At 68.4% G+C, this 20564-nt stretch carries 19 protein-coding genes and 1 tRNA gene; 12 read left to right on the forward strand and 8 right to left on the reverse strand.

Annotated features, from left to right (window positions below):
- Positions 1-194 precede the first annotated feature (194 nt).
- The gene (locus AAFN89_RS12770; RefSeq protein ID WP_347539447.1) at positions 195-1397 is read right to left on the reverse strand and encodes a PAS domain-containing sensor histidine kinase; all 1203 of its coding nucleotides are present in this window, start codon (positions 1395-1397) and stop codon (positions 195-197) included.
- A gap of 148 nt (positions 1398-1545) precedes the next feature.
- Positions 1546-2649, reverse strand: coding sequence for a PA0069 family radical SAM protein (locus tag AAFN89_RS12775; RefSeq protein WP_347539448.1), 1104 nt, complete (start codon positions 2647-2649; stop codon positions 1546-1548).
- 176 nt (positions 2650-2825) lie between these two features.
- Between AAFN89_RS12775 and AAFN89_RS12780 the strand changes: the two genes are divergently transcribed.
- Positions 2826-3413 carry a methyltransferase domain-containing protein gene (locus AAFN89_RS12780; RefSeq protein WP_347539449.1) on the forward strand — a complete coding sequence of 196 codons (588 nt, stop codon included), beginning with the start codon at positions 2826-2828 and terminating at the stop codon, positions 3411-3413.
- Positions 3414-3425: 12 nt separating this feature from the next.
- Here the strand turns inward: AAFN89_RS12780 and moaB are convergent, their stop codons facing one another.
- Positions 3426-3971, reverse strand: a complete 546-nt coding sequence (moaB, locus tag AAFN89_RS12785; RefSeq protein WP_347539450.1) for a molybdenum cofactor biosynthesis protein B — start codon at positions 3969-3971, stop codon at positions 3426-3428.
- Between the two features lie 126 nt (positions 3972-4097).
- Here moaB and AAFN89_RS12790 point away from each other — a divergent pair, with 126 nt between their 5' ends.
- Together AAFN89_RS12790 and AAFN89_RS12795 are read left to right on the forward strand one after the other, a co-directional pair.
- A complete protein-coding gene (locus AAFN89_RS12790) occupies positions 4098-4508 on the forward strand; it encodes a DUF2946 family protein (protein ID WP_347539451.1) in 411 nt (136 codons plus the stop codon).
- A 50-nt stretch (positions 4509-4558) separates the two neighbouring features.
- Positions 4559-5038: a copper chaperone PCu(A)C gene (locus AAFN89_RS12795; protein WP_347539452.1), complete on the forward strand. Its 480-nt coding sequence runs from the start codon at positions 4559-4561 to the stop codon at positions 5036-5038.
- A gap of 104 nt (positions 5039-5142) precedes the next feature.
- On the opposite strand, the gene AAFN89_RS12800 is transcribed toward AAFN89_RS12795, so the two are convergent.
- The 3 genes from AAFN89_RS12800 to AAFN89_RS12810 all read right to left on the reverse strand — a co-directional run bounded on the left by AAFN89_RS12800 (position 5143) and on the right by AAFN89_RS12810 (position 7290).
- A complete protein-coding gene (locus AAFN89_RS12800) occupies positions 5143-5751 on the reverse strand; it encodes a fasciclin domain-containing protein (protein WP_347539453.1) in 609 nt (202 codons plus the stop codon).
- A 32-nt stretch (positions 5752-5783) separates the two neighbouring features.
- On the reverse strand, positions 5784-6245 hold the full coding sequence (locus AAFN89_RS12805; RefSeq protein ID WP_347539592.1) for a fasciclin domain-containing protein: 462 nt from the start codon (positions 6243-6245) through the stop codon (positions 5784-5786).
- Between the two features lie 196 nt (positions 6246-6441).
- Complete coding sequence (locus tag AAFN89_RS12810; RefSeq protein WP_347539454.1) at positions 6442-7290, reverse strand: uracil-DNA glycosylase; 849 nt, start codon at positions 7288-7290, stop codon at positions 6442-6444.
- A gap of 74 nt (positions 7291-7364) precedes the next feature.
- On the opposite strand from AAFN89_RS12810, the gene AAFN89_RS12815 reads away from it, so the two are divergent.
- The 5 genes from AAFN89_RS12815 (at position 7365) to AAFN89_RS12835 (ending at position 13663) form a co-directional block, all read left to right on the forward strand.
- Positions 7365-9011, forward strand: coding sequence for an electron transfer flavoprotein-ubiquinone oxidoreductase (locus AAFN89_RS12815; protein WP_347539455.1), 1647 nt, complete (start codon positions 7365-7367; stop codon positions 9009-9011).
- 71 nt (positions 9012-9082) lie between these two features.
- The gene (locus tag AAFN89_RS12820) at positions 9083-10888 is read left to right on the forward strand and encodes a tetratricopeptide repeat protein (protein ID WP_347539456.1); all 1806 of its coding nucleotides are present in this window, start codon (positions 9083-9085) and stop codon (positions 10886-10888) included.
- A complete protein-coding gene (locus AAFN89_RS12825; protein WP_347539457.1) occupies positions 10875-11777 on the forward strand; it encodes a 4-(cytidine 5'-diphospho)-2-C-methyl-D-erythritol kinase in 903 nt (300 codons plus the stop codon). Before AAFN89_RS12820 ends, AAFN89_RS12825 begins: the two co-directional genes overlap by 14 nt.
- Positions 11778-11786: 9 nt before the next feature.
- Entirely contained in the window at positions 11787-12320 is a 534-nt protein-coding gene (locus AAFN89_RS12830; protein ID WP_347539458.1) for a GNAT family N-acetyltransferase, read from the forward strand.
- Between the two features lie 323 nt (positions 12321-12643).
- Positions 12644-13663, forward strand: coding sequence for a hypothetical protein (locus tag AAFN89_RS12835; RefSeq protein WP_347539459.1), 1020 nt, complete (start codon positions 12644-12646; stop codon positions 13661-13663).
- A gap of 25 nt (positions 13664-13688) precedes the next feature.
- Here the strand turns inward: AAFN89_RS12835 and AAFN89_RS12840 are convergent, their stop codons facing one another.
- Complete coding sequence (locus AAFN89_RS12840; protein ID WP_347539460.1) at positions 13689-15737, reverse strand: peptidoglycan-binding protein; 2049 nt, start codon at positions 15735-15737, stop codon at positions 13689-13691.
- Positions 15738-15902: 165 nt separating this feature from the next.
- Between AAFN89_RS12840 and AAFN89_RS12845 the strand changes: the two genes are divergently transcribed.
- A tRNA-Gln gene (locus AAFN89_RS12845) sits at positions 15903-15977 on the forward strand.
- Between the two features lie 41 nt (positions 15978-16018).
- On the opposite strand, the gene AAFN89_RS12850 is transcribed toward AAFN89_RS12845, so the two are convergent.
- The gene (locus AAFN89_RS12850) at positions 16019-17017 is read right to left on the reverse strand and encodes a sugar-binding domain-containing protein (RefSeq protein ID WP_347539461.1); all 999 of its coding nucleotides are present in this window, start codon (positions 17015-17017) and stop codon (positions 16019-16021) included.
- Positions 17018-17241: 224 nt separating this feature from the next.
- On the opposite strand from AAFN89_RS12850, the gene AAFN89_RS12855 reads away from it, so the two are divergent.
- Genes AAFN89_RS12855 through AAFN89_RS12865 form a run of 3 tightly spaced genes read left to right on the forward strand, consistent with a single transcriptional unit; the run spans position 17242 to position 20521 of the window.
- A complete protein-coding gene (locus AAFN89_RS12855) occupies positions 17242-18282 on the forward strand; it encodes a thiamine pyrophosphate-dependent dehydrogenase E1 component subunit alpha (RefSeq protein WP_347539462.1) in 1041 nt (346 codons plus the stop codon).
- Entirely contained in the window at positions 18282-19253 is a 972-nt protein-coding gene (locus AAFN89_RS12860) for an alpha-ketoacid dehydrogenase subunit beta (RefSeq protein WP_347539463.1), read from the forward strand. The genes AAFN89_RS12855 and AAFN89_RS12860 overlap by 1 nt, the downstream gene beginning before the upstream one ends.
- Complete coding sequence (locus tag AAFN89_RS12865) at positions 19253-20521, forward strand: acetoin dehydrogenase dihydrolipoyllysine-residue acetyltransferase subunit (RefSeq protein WP_347539464.1); 1269 nt, start codon at positions 19253-19255, stop codon at positions 20519-20521. The genes AAFN89_RS12860 and AAFN89_RS12865 overlap by 1 nt, the downstream gene beginning before the upstream one ends.
- Positions 20522-20564 lie beyond the last annotated feature (43 nt).

Here is a 20564-nt window from a genome sequence, read left to right on the forward strand (position 1 = left end):
TCTCAGCCGCTGATCCATCACACAGGTCTCTCTCCAGGGCATGGCCGCACCTCCTGCAACCACTCTGAGACCTGTCACCCATGTCGCCGGGCTAAACTGTCACCTATCTATCCGGGTTGGACCACAACTTGACCCTCTCCCCTCGTGGGAGAGGGAGGGACCCGACCGCGAAGCGGATGGGAGGGTGAGGGGCTTCAGCCCGGTCCCGGCGGCGGGGTGGAGCGGTCGGGGGGGAGGTTGACGCGGATTTCGGTGCCGGCGCCGGGGGTGCTGGCGATGTCGAGCGTGCCGCCGTGAAGTTCCACCAGCTTCGCCGTCAGCGGGAGGCCGAGGCCGGTGCCCTCATAGTAGCGGTCGAGGCCGGCATGGATCTGCACGAACGGCTCCAGCGCGCGGGGGATGTCATCCGGGGCCATGCCGATGCCGGTGTCGCTGACGATGATCGTCACGCCGCCATCCGGCCTGTCGACGGCATGGATCCGGACGGCGCCGCCCTCGCCGGTGAACTTGACGGCGTTCGACAGCAGGTTCAGCAGGATCTGCCGCATCTTTCGTTCGTCGGCGCGGATCTGGGGGACGCGGGGGGCGATGTCCTTGACGATCCTGATGCGCTTGCGCTCCGCCCGGTCGTGGATCATGCGGATCGCGGAATTGACGATGCCGCCCATGTCGCACAGCGTTTCCCGCAGCTCCGCCTTGCCGGCCTCGGCCTTGGAGACGTCCAGCACGTCCTCGATCAGCTTCAGCAGGTGGGAGGCGCTGTTGTGGATGTCCCTGATATATTCGCGATAGCGCTCCACGCCGATCGGCCCGAAGGATTCGGCGACGATGATCTCCGCGAAGCCGATGATGGCGTTGAGCGGCGTGCGCAGCTCGTGGCTCATATTGGCCAGGAACTCCGACTTCGACCGGTTGGCCAGGATTGCCGCCTCGGTCGCCTCGGTCAATTGCCGCTCCTGCGCTTTCTCCCGGCTGATGTCGATGATGTAGCCGTCATTGAACCGCTCGCCGGTCGGCGAGGTGACCGTATAGGCCCGCTCCCGCGCCCAGACGAGCTGGCCGGAGATCGGGTGGATGAAGCGGAATTCGATCAGGAAGCCTTCGCCGGTCTCCTTCCGGCGGCTCTCCAGCTCCATGTAGCGGTCGTAATCCTCCGGATGGATGGCGCCGTACCACCAATCCAGGTTCGCCTTGCCGTCGGGCGCGAGCGTGCCGGCGATCTTCTGCGCGTCGGCCCCGAACAGATGGACGTCGCCGTCCGGCGCGCCGCGATAGAAGATGATGGAGCGCAGGTTCTCGATCAGCGACCGGTAAAGCTGCTCGCTCGCCTGAAGCGCGACCGTCCGTTCCTCTTGTTCGGCGGCCAGCGCCTCCAACTCCGCGACACGCGCGCGCAACCGGTCAAGTTCTTCCTGAATGGTCGGGGCGTTTGGATCGGCTAGCTGCGACAAGTCATATCCGCCTGGCGGGTGGGCGATGGCGTTGCTTATCAAAGGATAATCCGCCCGAAACAGTTTACCAAAATTAAAGGCGAAGGCTTCGAGACTAGAACAGATCCAACTGATCTCCGTTCCTTGCCGGGGCGGAGAAGAATTCCGCCGTCATGTCCCATCGGCGGCGGTTCAGCCCCAGCCTCCGGCAGGCGAGCCTGAAGCGGGAGGCCAGCAGCTCGGCATACTGGCCCTCACCCTTCATCCGGACGCCGAAGGCCGGGTCGTAGAGCCTGCCGCCCCGGCTCTGCCGCATCAGGCTCAGCACATGGTCGGCGCGGTCCGGCCGGTGGGCGCGCAGCCACTCCTCGAACAGATCCTTTATCTCCAGCGGCAGGCGCAGAAGGATGTAGTTCGCCTGGATCGCGCCGGCCGCGGCCGCGGTCTCCAGGATAGCCTCCAACTCATGGTCGTTGAGGCCGGGGATCATCGGGGAGGCCAGCACCGCCGTCGGCACGCCCGCCTCGGTCAGCGCGCGCACGGCGGCGAAGCGGCGGGAGGGTGTGGCGGCGCGCGGCTCCATCGTCCGGGCGAGCTCCCGGTCCTTCGTGGTGATCGACACGCAGACCTTCGCCAGCCCCTTCTCCGCCATCGGGGCCAAGAGGTCGATGTCGCGGGTCACCAGGTTGGATTTGGTGATGATGCCGACGGGATGGTTGAAGGCGCTCAAGACCTCCAGGATCGAGCGCGTGACCCTCAGCCGCCGTTCGATCGGCTGGTAGGGATCGGTGTTCGCGCCCAGCGCCAGGGTCGAGGGCCGGTAGCGCTTCGACCGCAGCTCCTTCTCCAGAAGCGCCGCGGCGTCCGGCTTGAAGAACAGCCGCGTCTCGAAATCCAGCCCCGGCGACAGGCCCAGATAGGCGTGGGTCGGCCGGGCGAAGCAGTAGACGCAGCCATGCTCGCACCCCCGATAGGGGTTGATCGACCGCTCGAACGGCACGTCGGGGGAGTCGTTCCTGTTGAGGATCGAGCTGGCCTTGTCGACGCCCACGACCGTCCGCAGGGGCGGCAGATCCTCATCCTCCCGGTCCCAGCCATCGTCGGCCGTTTCGGTCGAATTGCGTTCGAACCGGCCGGTCCGGTTGGTGACCGCGCCGCGCCCCTTGAGTGGCCCACCCCCGGCGGCGAAGGGCGGTAGGCAGGAGGAGGATGAAGCCATGCCCCATGCTAGCGCCGACATGAGAACAAATAAAGAACATAAGATGCGGGCGAAGGATGGCGATTGCGCGCGACCGGAGCGGCTGAAGCAAAAACATCTCTCGAAACCGGGGCGAAACTTCTCTATCTCTCCGGCACCGAGCCGCCCCCGGGCGCAAGAAGAGGATCGGTCCCCGTATGACAGCAAACCACTGGCTGTTCTTTCGACGCTGGATCAGGAACCCGCTGAAGATCGGCGCGGTGATGCCCAGCGGCCGGAGCCTGTCCGGCGCGATGGCGCGGGCCGTCGATCCGGACGGGGACGGGCTGGTGGTGGAACTGGGCGGCGGCACCGGGTCGATCACGACGGCGCTTCTGGAGCGCATCCCGGAGGACCGGCTGATCGTGGTGGAGCGTGACCCGACCTTCCACGCCCTCTTGACCGAACGCTTCCCCGGGATCCGGGTATTGAAGGGAGAGGCGACGGCGCTGACCGGGCTGATGACCGAACACGGGCTTACCGGGAACGGCGGCGTGGCGGCCGTGGTGTCCGGCCTGCCGCTCCTGTCCATGACCCGGTCCCAGCAGGAGGCGATCCTTAAGGAAAGCTTCGCCCTGCTGCGCCCCGACGGGGCCTACATCCAGTTCACCTACGGCCCCAAGGTGCCGGTGCCCGACCGGCTGCGGAAATCGCTGGGCCTCAAGGCCACCAATCTGGGCCACACCACCAACAACGTGCCGCCGGCGACGGTGTGGAAACTGGAGCGCGCCACGCCTAAGGGCTAGGCGGCGTTCACTCTAGCCCCGTCCCGGAAGATGCTCCTTCAGCCGGGGCAGCAGCTCCACGAAGTTGCAGGGGCGGTGGCGGTAGTCGAGCTGGTATTTGAGGATGCCGTCCCAGCCGTCGCGGCAGGCGCCGGGCGATCCGGGCAGGGCGAACAGGTAGGTGCCGCCGGCGACGCCGGCCGTCGCCCGGCTCTGCAGCGATGAGGTGCCGATCTTCTCGTAGCTCAACATCCGGAACAGTTCCCCGAACCCAGCGATCTCCTTCTCGTAGATCGCGGCGAAGGCTTCCGGCGTCACGTCGCGGCCGGTGACGCCGGTGCCGCCGGTGGAGATCACCACCTCCACCGCCGAATCCTCGATCCAGGCGCGAAGCTGTCTCTCGATCGACTGCTGGTCGTCACGCACGATGGCGCGGCCCGCCAGTTTGTGGCCGGCGGACTCCAGTCTTTCGACCAGCGTGTCGCCGGACGTATCGGTCTCCGCCGTGCGGCTGTCGGAGACGGTCATGATCGCGATGTTCACGGGAACGAAGGGGCGGGATTCGTCGATGCGGGCCATGGGCAGGTCCTGGTCTGGCTGCGGCGGACTGTCGGCAGCTTAACGCCGCGCCGGCCGGGCCGCCATTGTCGCAGGCCCGGCCGGCATCGTTGACGGCGACGCCCCGGCATGGAAGAAGCGGCGGCAATGAAGCATTCGCGCGCGTGTCATAACCGGTTCGCCGGCTGGCTGGCCCTGATCGGCCTCCTGTTCCAGGCGCTGACGCCCCTGGCGCAGGCGGCCCCGGTCGCGGGTCCGCGCGACTTCACGGTGGTCGACCCGGCGACGGGGATCGCCCTGCCGCTCGTCCTCTGCACCGCGCTCGGCGGGATCGAGAATCCGGACGATGGCGCTCCGGCGGGGCGGGATGCGGCGCACGACCATGTCTGCGTCCTCTGCTCGCTTCATGCCGCTCCGGCCGCTTTGTCGCCCGTCGGACCGGCTCTCCCGCAGCCTCTCGTCGCGGAGGCCGCCAACCTCCGCCCGGCCGACGCGCCACGACCCGCGCCGGCAATCCTGTTCGGCTGGCGGCCCCGCGGGCCTCCCTTCCTCGCCTGATCCAGACCAGTCCTTTTCCAGATCAGGTTTCATTCGAGGAAGCATCGACCATGAATATCCGCAGCATCGCCGCCGCCCTTGCCATCGCGGCCGCCTTCGCTATTCCCGCATTCGCTCATGAATATGAGGCGGGCAGTCTCCATATCGGCCATCCCTGGGCCCGCGCCACGGCGGAAGGCATGCCGACCGGCGCTGCGTTCTTCAGCGTCCGCAACGATGGCGAGACGGCGGACCGCCTGCTAGGCGCGTCGACCGACCGCGCCGAGACCGTCGAGATCCATCGCGGCGTGATGGAGGACGGGATCGCCCGGATGCGGCCGGTGGAGGCCGTCGACCTGCCGGCGGGGGAGGAAATCGTCTTCGCCCCCGGCGGCTATCATCTGATGCTGATCGGACTGGACGGCGCTCTGGTCGAAGGGACCCGCTTCCCGCTGACGCTGGAATTCGAGCATGCGGGCGAGGTGGTCGTGGAGATCGCCGTCGACGCCCCCGGCGCCGGCGCGACGGCCGAAGAGCAGCACGTGCACTAATACCCGAACCACCCACACCCCCAACCCCCCTCTCCCGCAAGCAGGAGAGGGGGCTTAACGACTCCCTCCCCTGCGAAGCGGGGGAGGGCCGGGGTGGGGGTCGTTCAGGCCGACGGCAGCAGGACGTCGGTCACGACGTGGATGACGCCGTTGGACTGGTATACGTCGTAGACGCTGATCTGCGCCGCGCCGCCCGACGAATCATGGATGACGACGTTGTGCGGCCCGTTCATCATCGCGGTCAGCGTGCCGCCGCTGGCCGTGGTCAGGGTGGCGGTCCCGCCGCCGGCTTCGATCCGGCTCATCAACTCTTCCGCGTCGATCCGGCCCGGCACCACATGATAGGTCAGCACGTTGGTGAGCTGCGCCTTGTTCTGGGGCATCAGCAGCGTGTCGACCGTGCCGGCGGGCAGCTTCTCGAACGCGGCGTTGGTCGGCGCGAAGACGGTGAAGGGGCCGGGGCCCTGCAGCGTCTCCACCAGGCCGGCGGCCTGGACGGCGGCGACAAGCGTCGTGTGATCCTCCGAATTCACCGCATTGTCGACGATGGTCTGGCTAGGGAGCATCGCTTCCCCGCCGACCATGACGGTGTCGGAGGAGGAGGAGGAGTTCGGCATCATGGAGGATTGCATGTCCGAATCGCCGCGCCCGGACATGCAGGCGGCGGTCAGGAGGCTGGCGGCCGCGACGGCCGCGAACTGGATCGTCTTCATTTTTTCGATTCCCTATGGAGATTGACGGCGGCTCAGGAGGCCGGCAGCAGCACCTTGTCGATGACGTGGATGACGCCGTTCGACTGGTTCACGTCGTAGGTCGAGATGTTGGCGACGCCGCCGGTGGAATCCTCGACGGCGATATTCATCGGGCCGTTGGCCATCACGGTCAGCGTCCCGCCCGACACCGTCTCCAGCGTCGCGGACCCGCCGCCTTCGTCGATCATCTCCTCCAGCGCTTCGGAATCGAGCCGGCCGGGGACGACGTGGTAGGTCAGGACGCCGGTCAGCCGGTCCTTGTTCTGAGGCATCAGCAGCGTGTCGACGGTGCCTGCGGGAAGTTCCTCGAACGCCGCGTTGGTCGGCGCGAAGACGGTGAAGGGGCCGGGACCCTGGAGCGTCTCCGCCAGCCCGGCGGCCTGGACGGCGGCGACAAGCGTCGTGTGGTCGGCGGAATTGACGGCGTTTTCGACGATGTTCTTCGCCGGATACATCGGCTGGCCGCCGACCGTCACGGTGTCCTGCGCCGAGGCGGCGGAGGCGATCAGGCCGAAGACCGCCGCGAGCGCGGCTGAACGAAGGCGAGGCATGGATGATCTCCCTGTTGGAAAGACCCGCTTCGAGAGGAAGGGGTCAGACATCCATCCCTACGGGCAGGGAGAAAGGGCGGATGCACCAGGGATCGGGAAATCAGTCCGCGATTGTTCCGGATGGCGAATTTTCGCCGCCGGGGCCGATCCCCAGGCCTTCCATCCGGGCGGCGACGGAAAGGAGGTCGCGCCAGGCGTCCCGCTTCATCGCCGGCTGCCGCAGCAGATAGGCGGGGTGGTAGATCGGCAGCGTCGGGGTCGGCGCGGCCAGCCCCGGATAATGATGGTCGACCCAGCGGCCGCGCAGCCGGGTGATCCCTTCCGTCGTGCCGAGCAGCGCCTTGGCCGAGGTGCCGCCGGCCAGCAGGACCAGCTTCGGCGCGATCAGCGCCACCTGCCGCTCCACGAAGGGCAGGCAGGTCGCGATCTCCCCGGCATTGGGCTGGCGGTTGCCCGGCGGCCGCCAGGGCAGGATGTTGGTGATGTGGACGGTCGTCCGGTCGAGGCCGATCGAGGCCAGCATCCGGTCCAGAAGCTGGCCGGCCGGCCCGACGAACGGCTTGCCCCGCCGGTCCTCCTCCGCCCCCGGTGCCTCGCCGATCACCATGATCGCGGCTTTGGGATTGCCGTCGGAGAAGACGGTGTTGGTCGCCGTCTCCTTCAGCGCGCAGCCCTCGAAGCCGCGGACGATCGCCTCCAGCTCCTCAAGCGTCCGGGCGCCATCAGCCTGCTTGCGGGCGTCGGCGCTGGCTTCTCCGCCTGGAGGCAGCGCCGCCGCCTGCGGACGACGCGTTGCCTGCGCCGGGGCTGGCACTCGGGCCGGTGCTTGCGTCGATGCTTTCCGCACGGCGGTATGATCGACGGGCGCGTCGGCCGAAATCTCGTCCACGCCGTTATCTTCATACCAGCGCAGCAGCGCCGCTAACTGTTGCAGGTCGGGTTCAGGCATGGTTGAAGGCTAGCACGAGGCCTTATCCGGCCCAACAGAATGAACGCGTAATGAACGTACGGGGGGGAAGCGCGATGGATCGCGAATCCATGGAGTATGACGTCGTCATCGTCGGCGCCGGCCCGGCCGGGCTCTGCGCGGCGATCCGGCTGAAGCAGCTTGCCGCGGAGGCGGAGCGGGAGGTCAGCGTCTGCGTGCTGGAGAAGGGGTCGGAGGTCGGCGCGCACCTCCTGTCCGGCGCGGTGCTGGAGCCGCGCGCTCTCGACGAGCTGATACCCGACTGGAAGGAGAAGGGCGCGCCGCTGGATGTCCCGGTGACGCGGGACGAATTCCACATCTTCACAGCCGTCAGCTCCTTCAAGATGCCGAACTTCCTGCTGCCGAAGGAGCAGCACAACAAGGGCAACTACATCATCAGCCTGGGCACCCTCTGCCGCTGGCTGGCCGGGGAGGCCGAGGCGCTGGGCGTGGAGATCTATCCCGGCTTCGCGGCGGCGGAGGTGCTGTATCATGAGGACGGGTCGGTCAAGGGCGTGGCGACCGGCGACATGGGCATCGGCAAGGATGGCGAGAAGACAGCCGGTTATACGCCGGGGATGGAGCTGCACGCCAAATACACCTTCTTCGCCGAAGGGGTGCGCGGGTCGCTGACCAAGACCCTGTTCGAGAAGTTCGACCTGCGCCGCGACTGCGACCCGCAGACCTTCGGCCTCGGCTGCAAGGAGATCTGGGAGATCGACCCGGCGAAGCACCGGCCGGGGCTGGTGATCCACGGTTTCGGCTGGCCGCTGGACCAGGGCACCTATGGCGGCGGCTGGCTCTATCATCTGGACGGCAACAAGGTCTCCATCGGCTTCGTCACCGGGCTGGATTACGAGAACCCGTACCTGTCGCCGTTCGAGGAGTTCCAGCGCTTCAAGACCCATCCGGTCATCCGGGACTATCTGGAAGGGGGCAAGCGCCTCACCTACGGGGCCAAGGCGATCAACGAGGGCGGCGTGCAGTCGGTCCCGAAGCTGGTCTTCCCCGGCGGCGCGATCCTGGGCTGCTCCGCCGGCTTCGTGAACGTGCCCAAGATCAAGGGCAACCACACCGCGATGAAGAGCGGCATGGTCGCGGCCGACGCCGTCTTCGCCGCGCTGGCCGAAGGACGCGAGGGGCATGACGAGCTGACCGCCTATCCCGAGGCGCTGGAGAAGAGCTGGGTCTATGACGAGTTGCGGACGGTGCGGAACTGCCGGCCCGCCTTTCGCTGGGGCCTCATCCCCGGCACGCTCTACAGCGGGCTGGAGCTATGGCTGCGCGGCAGGACGCCCTGGACGCTGCGCCACCGTCACGCCGACAACGAGACGCTGAAGAAGGCGTCGGAGGTAAAGAGGATCGACTATCCGAAGCCGGACGGGAAGATCACCTTCGATCGGCTGTCATCGGTCTTCCTGTCGAACACGAACCACGAGGAAAACCAGCCCTCGCACCTGAAGCTGAAGGACCCGTCGATCCCGATCGACTATAATTTGCCGCTTTATGACGAGCCGGCGCAGCGATATTGCCCGGCGGGCGTTTACGAGGTGGTGCGGAACGATGACGGCTCCGACCCCCACTTTGTGATCAACGCCCAGAACTGCGTCCACTGCAAGACGTGCGACATCAAGGACCCGACGCAGAACATCGTCTGGACGGTGCCGGAGGGTGGCGGGGGGCCGAACTATCCCGATATGTAGATGGCGGGTTCATTGAAGCGGCGGCAGGTACGGCCTAGAATTATTTGAAACGGTAAAGGATAGGCCGGTCTATGGCTGAGAAGATAATGACGGACGGATGGACCAAGGTCGCGCTCACCGCCGGCGCGGCGCTGTGGCTGGTCGCGGCCCCCGCCACCAGCCAGGCTCAGGATGCCGCCGAGGCCGGCCGGGGCGACGACCCGTTGCGCGCCAGCACGCTCGCCGGCGCCTATCTCTCCTCCACCTACGCCAGCGGCAATGGCGACATCGCCGCGGCGGCGGAATTCATGGCCCAGACGCTGGCCCGCGACCCGGAGAATCTGGGGGTGCTGCAGCAGACCTTCCTGCTGTCGCTGGCCAGCGGCGATCTGGACATGGCGGTGCCTCTGGCCGAACGGGTGCAGGAGGCCGTGCCGATCGACCCGATGTCCGACCTGCTGCTGCTGGTCGACGACGCGGAATCCGGGAACTACGCCGCCGCTCTGGAGCGGGCGAAGGCGATGCCGAAGGAAGGTGTGGCCCGGTTCGTCGTCCCGCTGGTGTCCGCCTGGCTGCATGCCGGGCTGAAGGACCGCGCGGCCGCCGAGGCGGCGCTGGACGAACTGGGCTCGATCCAGGGCTTCTCCGGGCTGGCCACCGTGGAGCGGGGGCTGGTGCTGGAGGTTCTGGGCGCCGATCAGGACGCCATCGCCGCGCTGGAGACGGCGCTGGAGCAGGGGCAGAGCCTGCGCGTGATCGAGACGCTGGGCGCCCTCTACGCCCGCACCGGCAGGACGGAGGACGCCCAGGCGCTGTTCGGCCGGTTCATGACCGGCAATCCCGGCAGCATCATGCTTGCCCCCGCGATGGAGGCGCTGGCGGCCGGGGAGGCGCTCGAAGCGCCGATCGCCGGGCCGAAAGAAGGGCTGGCCGACGCGCTGTTCCAGATCGCCTCGGCGCTGGATCAGGAGGGGGCGTCGGACCTGGCGCTCACCTATGCGCGCATGTCGCTCCACCTCCAGCCGGACATGGCGCTGTCGCGCATCCTGCTGGGCGATCTGCTGGCCGCGCGGGGGGAGATCGACCTGGCGCTGGATTCCTATGGCGCGATCGATGCCGACAGGCCCGCCGCCTGGGCCGCCCGGCTCAGCGCCGCGCGCGCGCTCGCCGCCGACGGACGGACGGACGAGGCGATCGAGCGGCTCCGGCGGATGGCGGAGGACCGGCCCCAATCCGGCGACGCGCTGGTGACGCTGGGCGACGTCTATCGGTCGGAGGAACGGTTCGAAGACGCCGTCGCCGCCTATGACGAGGCGCAGGAACGGCAGCCGACGCTGGCCGAATCCGACTGGACCTTCCTCTATCGCCGGGGCATCGCGCTGGAGCGGGCCCAGGAATGGGCGCGGGCGGAACAGGACCTTCAGGCGGCGGTCGCGCTGAACCCCGACCATGCGCCGCTCTTGAACTATCTGGGCTATTCCTGGATCGACCGGGGCGAGAACATCGCCGAGGCTCAGGCGATGATCGAACAGGCGGTCGCCCTGATGCCGGACGACGGCTACATCGTCGACAGTCTGGGCTGGGCCTACTACCGCACCGGACAGATCGGCAAGGCGGTGGAGACGCTGGAGCGCGCGGCCGGGCTGCAGCCGGGCGATCCGGTCATCAACGATCATCTGGGCGACGCCTACTGGATGGCCGGCCGACGGAACGAAGCCGTCTATCAATGGCGACGGGCGCTCCGCACGGCGGAGGACCAGGACCTCATCCTCTCCATCGAGGAGAAGATCGCCAACGGCGTGACCGATCCCGGCATCGTGACGCCCGAAGTGAGCGGCCAGACCGCTCCCGCCACCCCCGACACATCCCCTGGCACATCCCCGGATGCCGCCCAATAGCGGCCGGCCGGCCGCGACGGCCGTTTCGGTCATCGAGGAGCCGGCCCCCGCGAAGCTGAACCTCTACCTGCACGTCACCGGCCGGCGGCCGGACGGCTACCATCTGCTGGACAGCTTGTTCGCCTTCGCCGACATCGGCGACCGCATCCGGCTCCGGCCGGGGGAGGGGCCGTCGCTTTCGGTCGACGGTCCGTTCGCCTCGGCGGCGCCGGCCGGGCCGGACAATCTGGCGCTGAAGGCGCTCCTCGCGCTGGCCGAGGCGGTAGGGCGGCCGCCCGGCGTAGCGATGGAGCTTACCAAGGCGCTTCCCGTGGCCGCCGGCATCGGCGGCGGGTCAGCGGACGCTGCGGCGGTGCTGCGCGGTCTCTGCCGCCTCTGGGACATCGACCGCCGCGATCCCCGCATCCGGACCGTCGCCGGCTCGCTGGGGGCGGACGTGCCGGCCTGCCTCCTGGGCGCGGCCTGCTTCGCCGCCGGGATCGGGGATGAACTGACGCCTGCGCCCTCGACGGCCGGCCTGCCGGTCGTGCTGGTCAATCCGGGTGTGGCGCTCGCGACCCCGGACGTGTTCCGCGCCCGGACCGGCGGCTTCTCCGCCGCCGCCCGGTTCGACGACCGGTTCGACAACCCCTCGGACCCTCGCGGCTGGGCGGCGGCGCTCCGCGCCCGCCGGAACGATCTGACGCCGGCCGCCCTCGCGCTCGCGCCGGAGATCGGGGAGGTCCTGGCGATACTGGAGGATCCGGAAGGCTGCCTCCTCGCCCGCATGTCGGGCAGCGGCGCGACCTGCTTCGGCCTGTTCGAGGACCACGCCGCCGCGCGCGCCGCCGCCGAAGCCATCGCCGCCCGCCGCCCCGGCTGGTGGGTCCGCCCGGCGCGGCTGCTGTAGGGAGAACCGATGGATCTGTCATCCTTCACCCTGTCGACCGAAAGGCTGCGCTTGCGTGTGGTTGAACCGGGCGACGCGCCCGTGCTGGCCGGGCTGATGACGGCCGGGATCAGCCGCTGGGTCGCGGCCTGGCCTTACCCGCTGACGGTCCCGATGGTCGACGCCATGATCGCCGATGCGCTGGCCGGCGTCGCGGAAGGCCGGACGCTGCCCATGGTCATGACCGCGAAGGCCGACGGGGCGGTCGTCGGCTGGCTGAAGCTGTCGAAGATCGACGCCCCGGCCGCGGAGCTGGGCTACTGGATCGGGGAGCCGTTCCAGGGGCGGGGGTTCGCTTTCGAGGCGGCCTCGGCGATGGTCGAAGCCGGGTTCCGGCAACTCGGCCTCCAGGCCGTCGAAGCCGGCGCCCAACCGGCCAACGCCGCCTCCCACAAACTCCTCCGGAAGCTGGGAATGAGCGAGGTCGGCGAACGCCGGATGTTCGAACCCGCCCGCCAGCGCCACGCGATGATCCTCTTCTGGCGGATCGAACGGGAAGGGTGAGGGAAGTTGGTCGCTTCTCTCCTTTTTCAGTAACCGCTATGCCGGACGTTCGTGCCCACTTCCAAAGCCGTCATGCCGGGCCCGACCCGGCATTCAGGCGCCTTGGCGGCGGGGCTTTCGCGGTGTCCGGCGAAGGCGGAGGGGGTAAGGCGCCTGGATTCCCGATCAGGTCGGGAATGACCAACTAAGGGAAACCTCATGGTGAGCCCGTCGAACCATGTGTGCCCCGCACCAACGGATTTGCGATTTGGTAACGTCCGGCCGTTAGCTATGGCATCCTAGAAGCGGATTCCGGCTCCTCGCGTGAGGTCGGTGACACGGACATGACGGCGGAAAGCCAGGCGACCCGGATGGCGGACAGTTCCGAACCCAACCCCCTGATCGCGGACCGGGACCCCCCGGCCGGCGGCGATCGCAGCACCCTGTTCGACTTCCGGCACAAGGTCTTCCAGGTTCCCGGCAGCTATTTCGCGCCGTCGCGGGATTCCGGAGACATATTGTTCCAGGTGCCGATGGGCGACATCAGGGGGGCGATCCCGCTGGACGTGCTGCGCGACGAGTTCGAGATCGACCCGACGTCGCGGGACGGGGAGCTTCTGTCGATCATCGAGCGCAGCCTGCGTTTCGTGAAGATCATCCGCCCCAACGACAGCATCCCGCGCGAGGTGCTGGACGGCACCGCCTCCTGGTCGGTCCGGCCGGAGCATCTGGAGACGGCCAAGAGCCGGCTCAGCGTGCAGCTCGCCTCTTGGCTGGCGGGAAGCGAGACGCTGATCGTCGATGTGGCGCAGCTCCGCGCCTTCGCGGAAGACCCGTCGACCAAGGAGAAGGTGCAGCTCGCCTTCGCCCAGATCGCCGACAAGCTGGGGCTCGGCCGGGACAACAAGCAGCAGGTCGTCGATTCGATCGACATGCTGGCGCGGGAGCTCTCTTATATCGAGGCGCTGCGCGAGCGGGTGGCGATGACGCGGTCGATCGTGCTGAAGATCGACACCATGATCCAGGTCTATCGTAGCGACCGGGGGATGATCGAGAATCTGGAGCGGATGAAGATCCTGATCCGCCCGCCGGTCCAGGGGCTGGAGGCGCTGGTCGCGGAGGTCGACGCGCAGACCAGCGAGGTGCTGGCCGTATTGAAGAACCTGGACGCCCAGGTCGGCTTCATCCGCCGCCAGCGGGACGAGCTTCACACCCGCCTGATGCCGTGGGACGAGATGATCCCGGCCTGGGAGGAGCACATACTGGTCCGCTCGCCAGCGTCGGAGAATCTGCTGAAGGAAACCTACCGGTTCCTCGCGCACAATTTCCCACAGACCAAGCCCTGGAAGCTGGGCGGTTTCTGACCGCCCGCTTCCTGGGCCAGTGAGGCTACTCCGCCGCCTGGCGCAGCGCTGCCAGCAAATCGGCCGAAGGCTGGCCGGTGACCGTCAGGTCGCGGTCGCGCTGGAAGGCGGCGATGGCGGCGATGGTGCGGTCGCCCAGAAGACCGTCGGCCGGGCCGGCATTGTATTCCAGCGCACCCAGGATCTGCTGGATCTCCCGGATCATTCCGGACGTCACCTCCGCCGTCTCCGTTCCGCCGCCGGCGGGAACGGGGGGTGGGGTACTGCCGGGGGCAGGCACGTTGACCGGTGTCGGGGTGTCGGGAGCCGGCTGGCCCGTCGTCTCGGTGATGCGGTCCAGCGCCGCCTGGGCCTCGGCGTCCCCGGCCTCGGCGGCGACGCGGTACCAGCCGGCGGCGGCGGCCAGATCGGGCGCGCCGTCCAGCCCCTGCTCGAACAGCCGGCCCAGATGGTAGGCCCCGCGCGGGTTGCCGTTGCCGCTCGCGGCCTGGAACCAGGTGGCGGCCTCCGTCAGGTTGCGCTCCACGCCCCTGCCGTTCATGTAGGCGAGACCGACCGCATTCTGCGCGTCGGGATGGCCGCTTTCGGCCGCGGCCAGGAACAGGTCGAACGCCCGGCCGCTATCCTGCGGGACGCCGTCGCCGCGTTCGGTCAGGACCCCCAGATTGTACTGGGCGTTGACCACGCCGCCATTGGCCGACCGGCCGTACCAGTAGGCCGCGCGCTCCAGATCCTGGGGCAACTCGTCACCCAGGGCGAAGGCGGTGGCCAGATCGTGCTGCGCCTCGGCGTTGCCGTCGATCGCCAGGGCCGACAGCGACTGAAGCTCCTCCGACGCGCCCGCCGGCAGGGCCGCCATCTCCGCCGGATCGGCTCGCTCGCCCAGCGCGGCGGTCTCGATCGCGGTGGCGGGAGCGGCGTTCACCGCCGGGCCTGCCTGCGGACGCTCCGGTTCGGCCGGAATCGGCTCGGCCTCGGCGACGATCGGGGCGTCGGCCTGTTCGTCGAGCGGGATCTCTCCGGCCGTTGTCGCGGCGTCCGGGTCGTTGCTCGTTCCGGTGGCGTCCGTTTCGGGGGTGGCCGCCTGTTCAGGTGTCGGTTCGGTCTGCGGCCGGGGTTCGGCGGTCAGGAAGACGTAGCCGGCTCCTCCCGCCGCGAGCAGGAGCAGGATCAGCACCGCCCAGGTGACCAGCCGGCGGCGCGGGCGGCCTTCCCTCACCGAATCGTAATGCTCCCGCGCCTGCTCGAAATAGGGGCTGGGCTGCGGCGTCGGGCGGGGGCGGGCGGGCTGCTGCTCCGGAGCCGCGGGGCCGCGTCCGGGCGCGCTCGGGCCCGCCGGGCCGGCGGCGCGTCCCGGCGCGTTCGGACCGGCCGGGCCGGGCGTCGGCTGAGCCGCGAACTGCCCGGCGGCCCGTCCCTGGACGAAGCGCGGCTGTTCCGGGCGGGGACCGGCCTGTGGGTTGACCTGAGGCGTCGGGGCTTCCGGCTCATCACCGGTTGAGGTGGGGCCGGGCTGAGCGGCGCGCCTTTCGCTGAAGCGCGGCGGGATGCGCGTGCGGTGATCCATCGAAGGGGCGTCGTCCTCGGGCGGTATGGGGGGCGGTGTGGGGGGCGTCGGAGTGGGGGTGAATCTGGAGGGTGCGGGCGCAGGTGTCGGCTCGCCGGGGCGGGGCCGGAAGCCGGCAGGCTGCTGCTCGGCGTGACGTGGCTCGGCGTGATGTTCGGCGGGGCGCGGCTCGACCGAACGCGGAGCGGCGGGAGCCGGGGTCGGTCCCGCCGGCGCGGCGGCCGGACGCACCCGTTCAGGCCCCGGGGCTTCGGGCGCGCGTCCGCCGATGTCGCGCTCCAGCCTCTCCAGGCGGGAGGCGAGCTGCGCAAGCGCCGCCAGCACCTGGTCCTGCCCTCCGGACGTCGAATCGCGGCGGCCTTCGTCGCGGCGGCCTTCATCGGGCGGGGGCGGTTCGCGATCGGACGGATTACCCTCGCGATTGGCCGCCTCAGGGTTGGTCGGCCGACGCCCGAGAGGTCTCTCGACGGTCGGGTAGTCGTCGTTGCGGGGGGTATTTCCGTTCATGCCCACTCCTCGGCACGGCTGATCTGCGGCGTTGGTGACGAGCGCTCGGCGGTTTTTCTAGTATGCCACAACCGCCCTCGCAACCGGCAACGGGTTATAACGCGCGGGAGCGCTCCGCTGTTGCGGCGGATATGCTTTCTCAGTATCTTCCGGCGCTCTGGCCGGTGGGGCGTAGCCAAGTGGTAAGGCAGCGGTTTTTGGTACCGCGATTCCCAGGTTCGATCCCTGGCGCCCCAGCCAGTATTCGCCGGAACGGGCGTCCTCCGGCCATCGCCGGCCAGTCATGATCGAGGGTCATTCGGCAACCGGTCCTCAGCGGCGGCGATCCGATCACCCAACGCGAGCGCCGTGTCGCCGTCAATGATCAGGCCGTTTACGATTCCGCTCTGCAATAGTGCCGCGGCGGCGGCGATCTTTTCGATCCCGCCGACCATCAGGACGACCGGGAGTTCCCGCAGGGTCTCGAACGGCACGGCGAGCGTACGGCTGTTGAGCTCATGGTCCACGGGCCTGCCGGAGTTGTCGAAGAAGATGCCGTTCGTATCGCCGACGGCGCCGGCGGCGCGCAGACTCTCCAAATCGTTACGCGAAAGCATTCCTTGCCGTCGGAGCAGGGCCGCCTCGGTCAACTCGCCCACGCTGATCATGCATAGCGACGCGGACCGGGCGATCGCCAATGCCCGCGATACGGGGCGCTGGGACAGGAACACTTCCTTGTCGGCGACCGTGTCGGCGATGAAAGGTACGGGAAGAACGTAACCCTCCGCGCCCGTCCGCCGCGCCAACGCCTGAACCACCTCGAACGGATTGGAGGAAGAGTTCGCCGTAAGCGAGCCCATCAGGGAAATGAAGCGCGCCTTTCGCGCGCGGACGCTTCCCAACTGCAGGCCCATCTGCTCGATCGTCCGGCCCCAGCCGACGCCGATGGTCGGCGCATCCATGGCGGCGAGCTTGGCCCTCAGAAAATTCGCCGATGCCAGGCCGACCGCACGGATCGAGATGCGGCTCCGCGCTTCGGAGAACGCCTCGCCAGCCGCCGGCGCCGCGCCCAGCCCGAATGCCGGGGTGGCGCGGCAGAAGTCGAGGCCGAAATGCTCCCGGATGCGGTCTTCGACCGGCAGCATGCCGACCAGCTCGTGATCGACGGAGATGGTGACGAGGCCCTGTTCCCTCGCCTCGGAGAGGAGACGATTGACCCGCGCCCGGGTCAGCCCCAGCTGCGCCGCCGTCTCCTCCTGATTGAACCCGCCGACATGGTAGAGCCAGGCGGCCCTGACCATGAGTTCTTCGTCGTTTTCTCTCAATCCCATCGTCCGTACGGTCGTCGGTAAGACATTTGTATCTGATTTTGACATCTGTCACGACCTTCCATAACGTGGTTCCGGCAATCACCCGTCAAGCGGTGAATGGGCCAAGACGTGGCCCGACACGGAGGAGGAGACGATATGCCGGCGAGCAAGACATGACATCTTGAGTTGGCGGAACGCACTCCAGGGACAAAGCGATGAATGATGCTGATGCAGCGGGAAGCAACTCCCGTCTCCTCGCGCTCTACCGGACGATGCGCCGCATCCGTTCGTTCGAGGAACGGGTAGGCGAGCTCTTCGTCCGGGGCGAATCGGCGGGCTCGATGCTGCACCTGTCGATCGGCGAGGAGGCGGCGGCGGCCGGCGTTTGCGCCGCCATGGGCGACGACGACACTTTCACGACCCATCATCGGGGACATGGCATCTTCCTTGCCCGGGGCGCCGACCCGAACCGCATGATGGCGGAGATTGCCGGCAAGGAGAGCGGCTACTGTCGCGGCAAGGGCGGCTCCATGCACATCGCCGACATGACGCTCGGCCATCTGGGCGCGAACGCGATCGTCGGCGGCGGTATCCCGGCCGTGGTGGGGGCGGGGCTCAGCAACCGGCATTTCCGGCGCGACGGCGTGTCGATCGCCTTCTTCGGAGACGGCGCGATGCAGCAGGGCATCCTCTATGAGAGCATGAACATGGCAGCCCTGTGGGACCTTCCCGTCGTCTTCGTCTGTGTCAACAATCAGTACGGCATGGGCACCAGGGTCGACCAGGCGACCCGCTCCAGCGCGTTTGAGGAGCGCGCCCGCGTCTTCGGCCTCAATGCCGCGGCGGCGGACGGGGCGGATGTCGAGGAGGTCCTTGCCGCCGCGCAGGAACTGGTCGACAAGGCGAGGACCGGCAAACCCGGCTTCCTCTCCGTCTCCTGTTATCGCTTCTTCGGCCATGCCCGAATGGACAAGAGCCCCTATCGTTCGGAGGAGGAGGAAATCGAGGGCCGGCGGCGCGATCCGGTGAAGCATGCCCGCGCGACGCTGGCCGAGCGCGGCATCTCCGACGAGGCGGTGCTGGAAGCGCTGGACCGGGAAATCGCGAAGGAGATGGACACCACCGTCGATTTCGCCGTTCGGGCCGCCGCACCGCCGCTGCCGGCGATGTTCCGCGACGTCTATGCGGACGGCGAGACCGGGCCGGAGCCGCTTCGCGCCCGTCTTGATAGAATCCTCTCCGGGAGCGCCGCGTGATGGTCGAGATCACCTATCGCGACGCGCTGCGTCAGGCCCTCGACGACGCAATGGCGGAGGATGACTCCATCGTCGTCATCGGCGAGGAGGTTGGCCGCTATGGCGGCGCCTACGGAGTCACCAAGGATCTCATCCAGAAGTACGGACCGAACCGGCTGATCGACACGCCGATCTCCGAACCCGCGATCGTCGGCACGGCGGTCGGTGCGGCGATGACCGGGCTGAGGCCGGTCGCCGAGCTCATGTATGTGGACTTCCTCGGCATGTCGATGGACCAGCTCGCCAACCAGGCAGCCAAGATCCGCTACATGTTCGGCGGCCAGATCGGCGTCCCGATGGTGCTGCGCACCCAGGGCGGCACCGGGCGGTCGGCGGGCGCTCAGCACTCGCAAAGCCTCGAGGCCTGGATCATGCACACCCCGGGCCTGAGGCTCGCCATGCCGGCGACGGTCGAAGACGCCTATCATCTGTTGCGCCAGAGCCTCACGCTTCCCGATCCGGTCGTCTTCATCGAGCACAAGGCTCTCTACGCCCGGAAGGAGCACGCCGACCTTTCCCGTCCTCCCTTGCCCTGGGGCAAGGCCGCCGTGAGGCGGACGGGCGGCGACCTGGTCATCGTCAGCTATTCCCGCCAGCTTCTCCATGCGATGGAGGCGGCGGAGGCGCTTTCCGCCGACGGCATCGAGGCGACCGTCATCGACCTCAGGACCCTCGATCCCCTGGATATGGACACGGTGCGCGAGCATGTGGAGCGGGTCGGCCGCGCGATGGTCGTGAGCGAAGGCGTGCTGACCGCGGGCGTCGCGGCCGAACTGGCGGCGCGGATCACCGAGGAATGCTTCGATTTCCTGGAGGAGCCGGTGATCCGGCTGGCCGGAGAGGATGTGCCGGTCCCGGTCTCGCCGACGCTGGAATCCGGCAGCATTCCGTCGCCGGAGCTGATCCACGAGATCGCGGGACGCATGGTCTGATGGCTGCCGTTACTCTCACCATGCCGCGTCTCGGCGAAACGATGGAGCAGGGCCGCGTCGTCGGTTGGCTGGTGCAGGCTGGCGACAGTTTCAAACGCGGCGAGGCGATCCTGGAGATTGAGACGGACAAGACGGTGGCGGAACTGCCGGCGCTCGGCGACGGCAGGCTGGACGAGATGCTTGCAGCCGTGGGGGACGAGGTCCCGGTCGGAGAGCCGCTGGCCAGAATTGACGCGGTTGACAAGGACGAATGGGCCGGCGGCGCGCCGGAAGAGACGACGGTTCAGCCGTCGACGGGGCCGTCGCCGATGTCCCCGGTCGCCGCGAAGACGTCCGGCGGCCGTGTCCGCGCTACACCGGTCGCGCGCCGTCTCGCCCAACGGCATGACATCGACATAGGCAATCTTGCCGGCTCGGGCCGGCGTGGGCGGATAGAAAAGAACGATGTCATGGCGGCGGTGGACCAATCGCCCGTCCGCGTCGGCGATGACGAGTCCATCGCGCTGCCGGAAGGCAGGATCGCATTCACGCGCCATGGAGCGCCGGAACGCGGGAAGGGGACAGTCATCCTCCTCCACGGCTTCTCCGGCGACCGCATGACCTGGTCGAGCCTTGCGTCCAGCCTCGCGCGCGCCGGCCGGCATGTGATCGCGCCCGACCTGCCGGGACATGGCGCGACGGAGATCGAGGCGGGAACAGTCGACGCCCTGCGCGCGCCGCTGCCGGCCTTCGTCGATGCGCTCGATCTCGGCGACGGTCCGCTGGAGGTGGTCGGCCACTCGCTGGGCGCGCTCGCGGCTCTCCGCCTCGCAGATGCGCTCGGAACGAGGGTGCGCCGCCTGACGCTTCTCGCGCCGGTCGGGCTCGGGCCTGAGATCGATCGGGATTTCCTTCTCGGTATGGCAACTGCCAGGACGCCCGATGCGGTAGCGCATCTCCTCCGACGCCTGACCGTCAACGCGTCGCTCCCGTCGCCGGACGCGTTGAGGGCGCTTGCCGATTCCCTGGGGCAAGGCCGTCTCGTCGATCTGGCGCATGCGTTGGTAGGCGCCCACGCCCAGCAGGTGGACATGGTCGAGGCGCTTGGCCGCGCGGTCGAACGGACCAGCGTGCGGGTCATTTTCGGCCTTGAGGACAGGATTATCCCCTGGCGACAAGTCGCGGCGGCGCCGTCGGCGGTTGCGATCCATCTGGTCGGAGGAGCAGGGCATATGCCTCATTGGGACAAGCCTGCCGAAGTGCTTCGCATCGTCGATCCCGGAAGTTGACAGATTGGAGTGCCGGTGATGGAGAGACGGGTAGAGAAGAACA

Origin of the sequence: Inquilinus sp. CAU 1745 (assembly GCF_039839375.1) — a bacterium.
Lineage (GTDB): Bacteria > Pseudomonadota > Alphaproteobacteria > DSM-16000 > Inquilinaceae > JBDOQU01.

Bases quoted from the DNA above. Each gene is read 5' to 3' on its own strand.
- AAFN89_RS12835 (WP_347539459.1), top strand. From the start codon at position 12,644: ATGACGGCGGAAAGCCAGGCGACCCGGATGGCGGACAGTTCCGAACCC.
- moaB (WP_347539450.1), bottom strand. From the start codon at position 3,971: ATGGCCCGCATCGACGAATCCCGCCCCTTCGTTCCCGTGAACATCGCG.
- AAFN89_RS12825 (WP_347539457.1), top strand. From the start codon at position 10,875: ATGCCGCCCAATAGCGGCCGGCCGGCCGCGACGGCCGTTTCGGTCATC.
- AAFN89_RS12775 (WP_347539448.1), bottom strand. From the start codon at position 2,649: ATGGCTTCATCCTCCTCCTGCCTACCGCCCTTCGCCGCCGGGGGTGGG.
- AAFN89_RS12810 (WP_347539454.1), bottom strand. From the start codon at position 7,290: ATGCCTGAACCCGACCTGCAACAGTTAGCGGCGCTGCTGCGCTGGTAT.
- AAFN89_RS12860 (WP_347539463.1), top strand. From the start codon at position 18,282: ATGGTCGAGATCACCTATCGCGACGCGCTGCGTCAGGCCCTCGACGAC.
- AAFN89_RS12800 (WP_347539453.1), bottom strand. From the start codon at position 5,751: ATGAAGACGATCCAGTTCGCGGCCGTCGCGGCCGCCAGCCTCCTGACC.
- AAFN89_RS12830 (WP_347539458.1), top strand. From the start codon at position 11,787: ATGGATCTGTCATCCTTCACCCTGTCGACCGAAAGGCTGCGCTTGCGT.
- AAFN89_RS12820 (WP_347539456.1), top strand. From the start codon at position 9,083: ATGGCTGAGAAGATAATGACGGACGGATGGACCAAGGTCGCGCTCACC.
- AAFN89_RS12865 (WP_347539464.1), top strand. From the start codon at position 19,253: ATGGCTGCCGTTACTCTCACCATGCCGCGTCTCGGCGAAACGATGGAG.
- AAFN89_RS12780 (WP_347539449.1), top strand. From the start codon at position 2,826: ATGACAGCAAACCACTGGCTGTTCTTTCGACGCTGGATCAGGAACCCG.
- AAFN89_RS12795 (WP_347539452.1), top strand. From the start codon at position 4,559: ATGAATATCCGCAGCATCGCCGCCGCCCTTGCCATCGCGGCCGCCTTC.
- AAFN89_RS12805 (WP_347539592.1), bottom strand. From the start codon at position 6,245: ATGTATCCGGCGAAGAACATCGTCGAAAACGCCGTCAATTCCGCCGAC.
- AAFN89_RS12850 (WP_347539461.1), bottom strand. From the start codon at position 17,017: ATGGTCAGGGCCGCCTGGCTCTACCATGTCGGCGGGTTCAATCAGGAG.
- AAFN89_RS12790 (WP_347539451.1), top strand. From the start codon at position 4,098: ATGAAGCATTCGCGCGCGTGTCATAACCGGTTCGCCGGCTGGCTGGCC.
- AAFN89_RS12815 (WP_347539455.1), top strand. From the start codon at position 7,365: ATGGATCGCGAATCCATGGAGTATGACGTCGTCATCGTCGGCGCCGGC.
- AAFN89_RS12840 (WP_347539460.1), bottom strand. From the start codon at position 15,737: ATGAACGGAAATACCCCCCGCAACGACGACTACCCGACCGTCGAGAGA.
- AAFN89_RS12855 (WP_347539462.1), top strand. From the start codon at position 17,242: ATGAATGATGCTGATGCAGCGGGAAGCAACTCCCGTCTCCTCGCGCTC.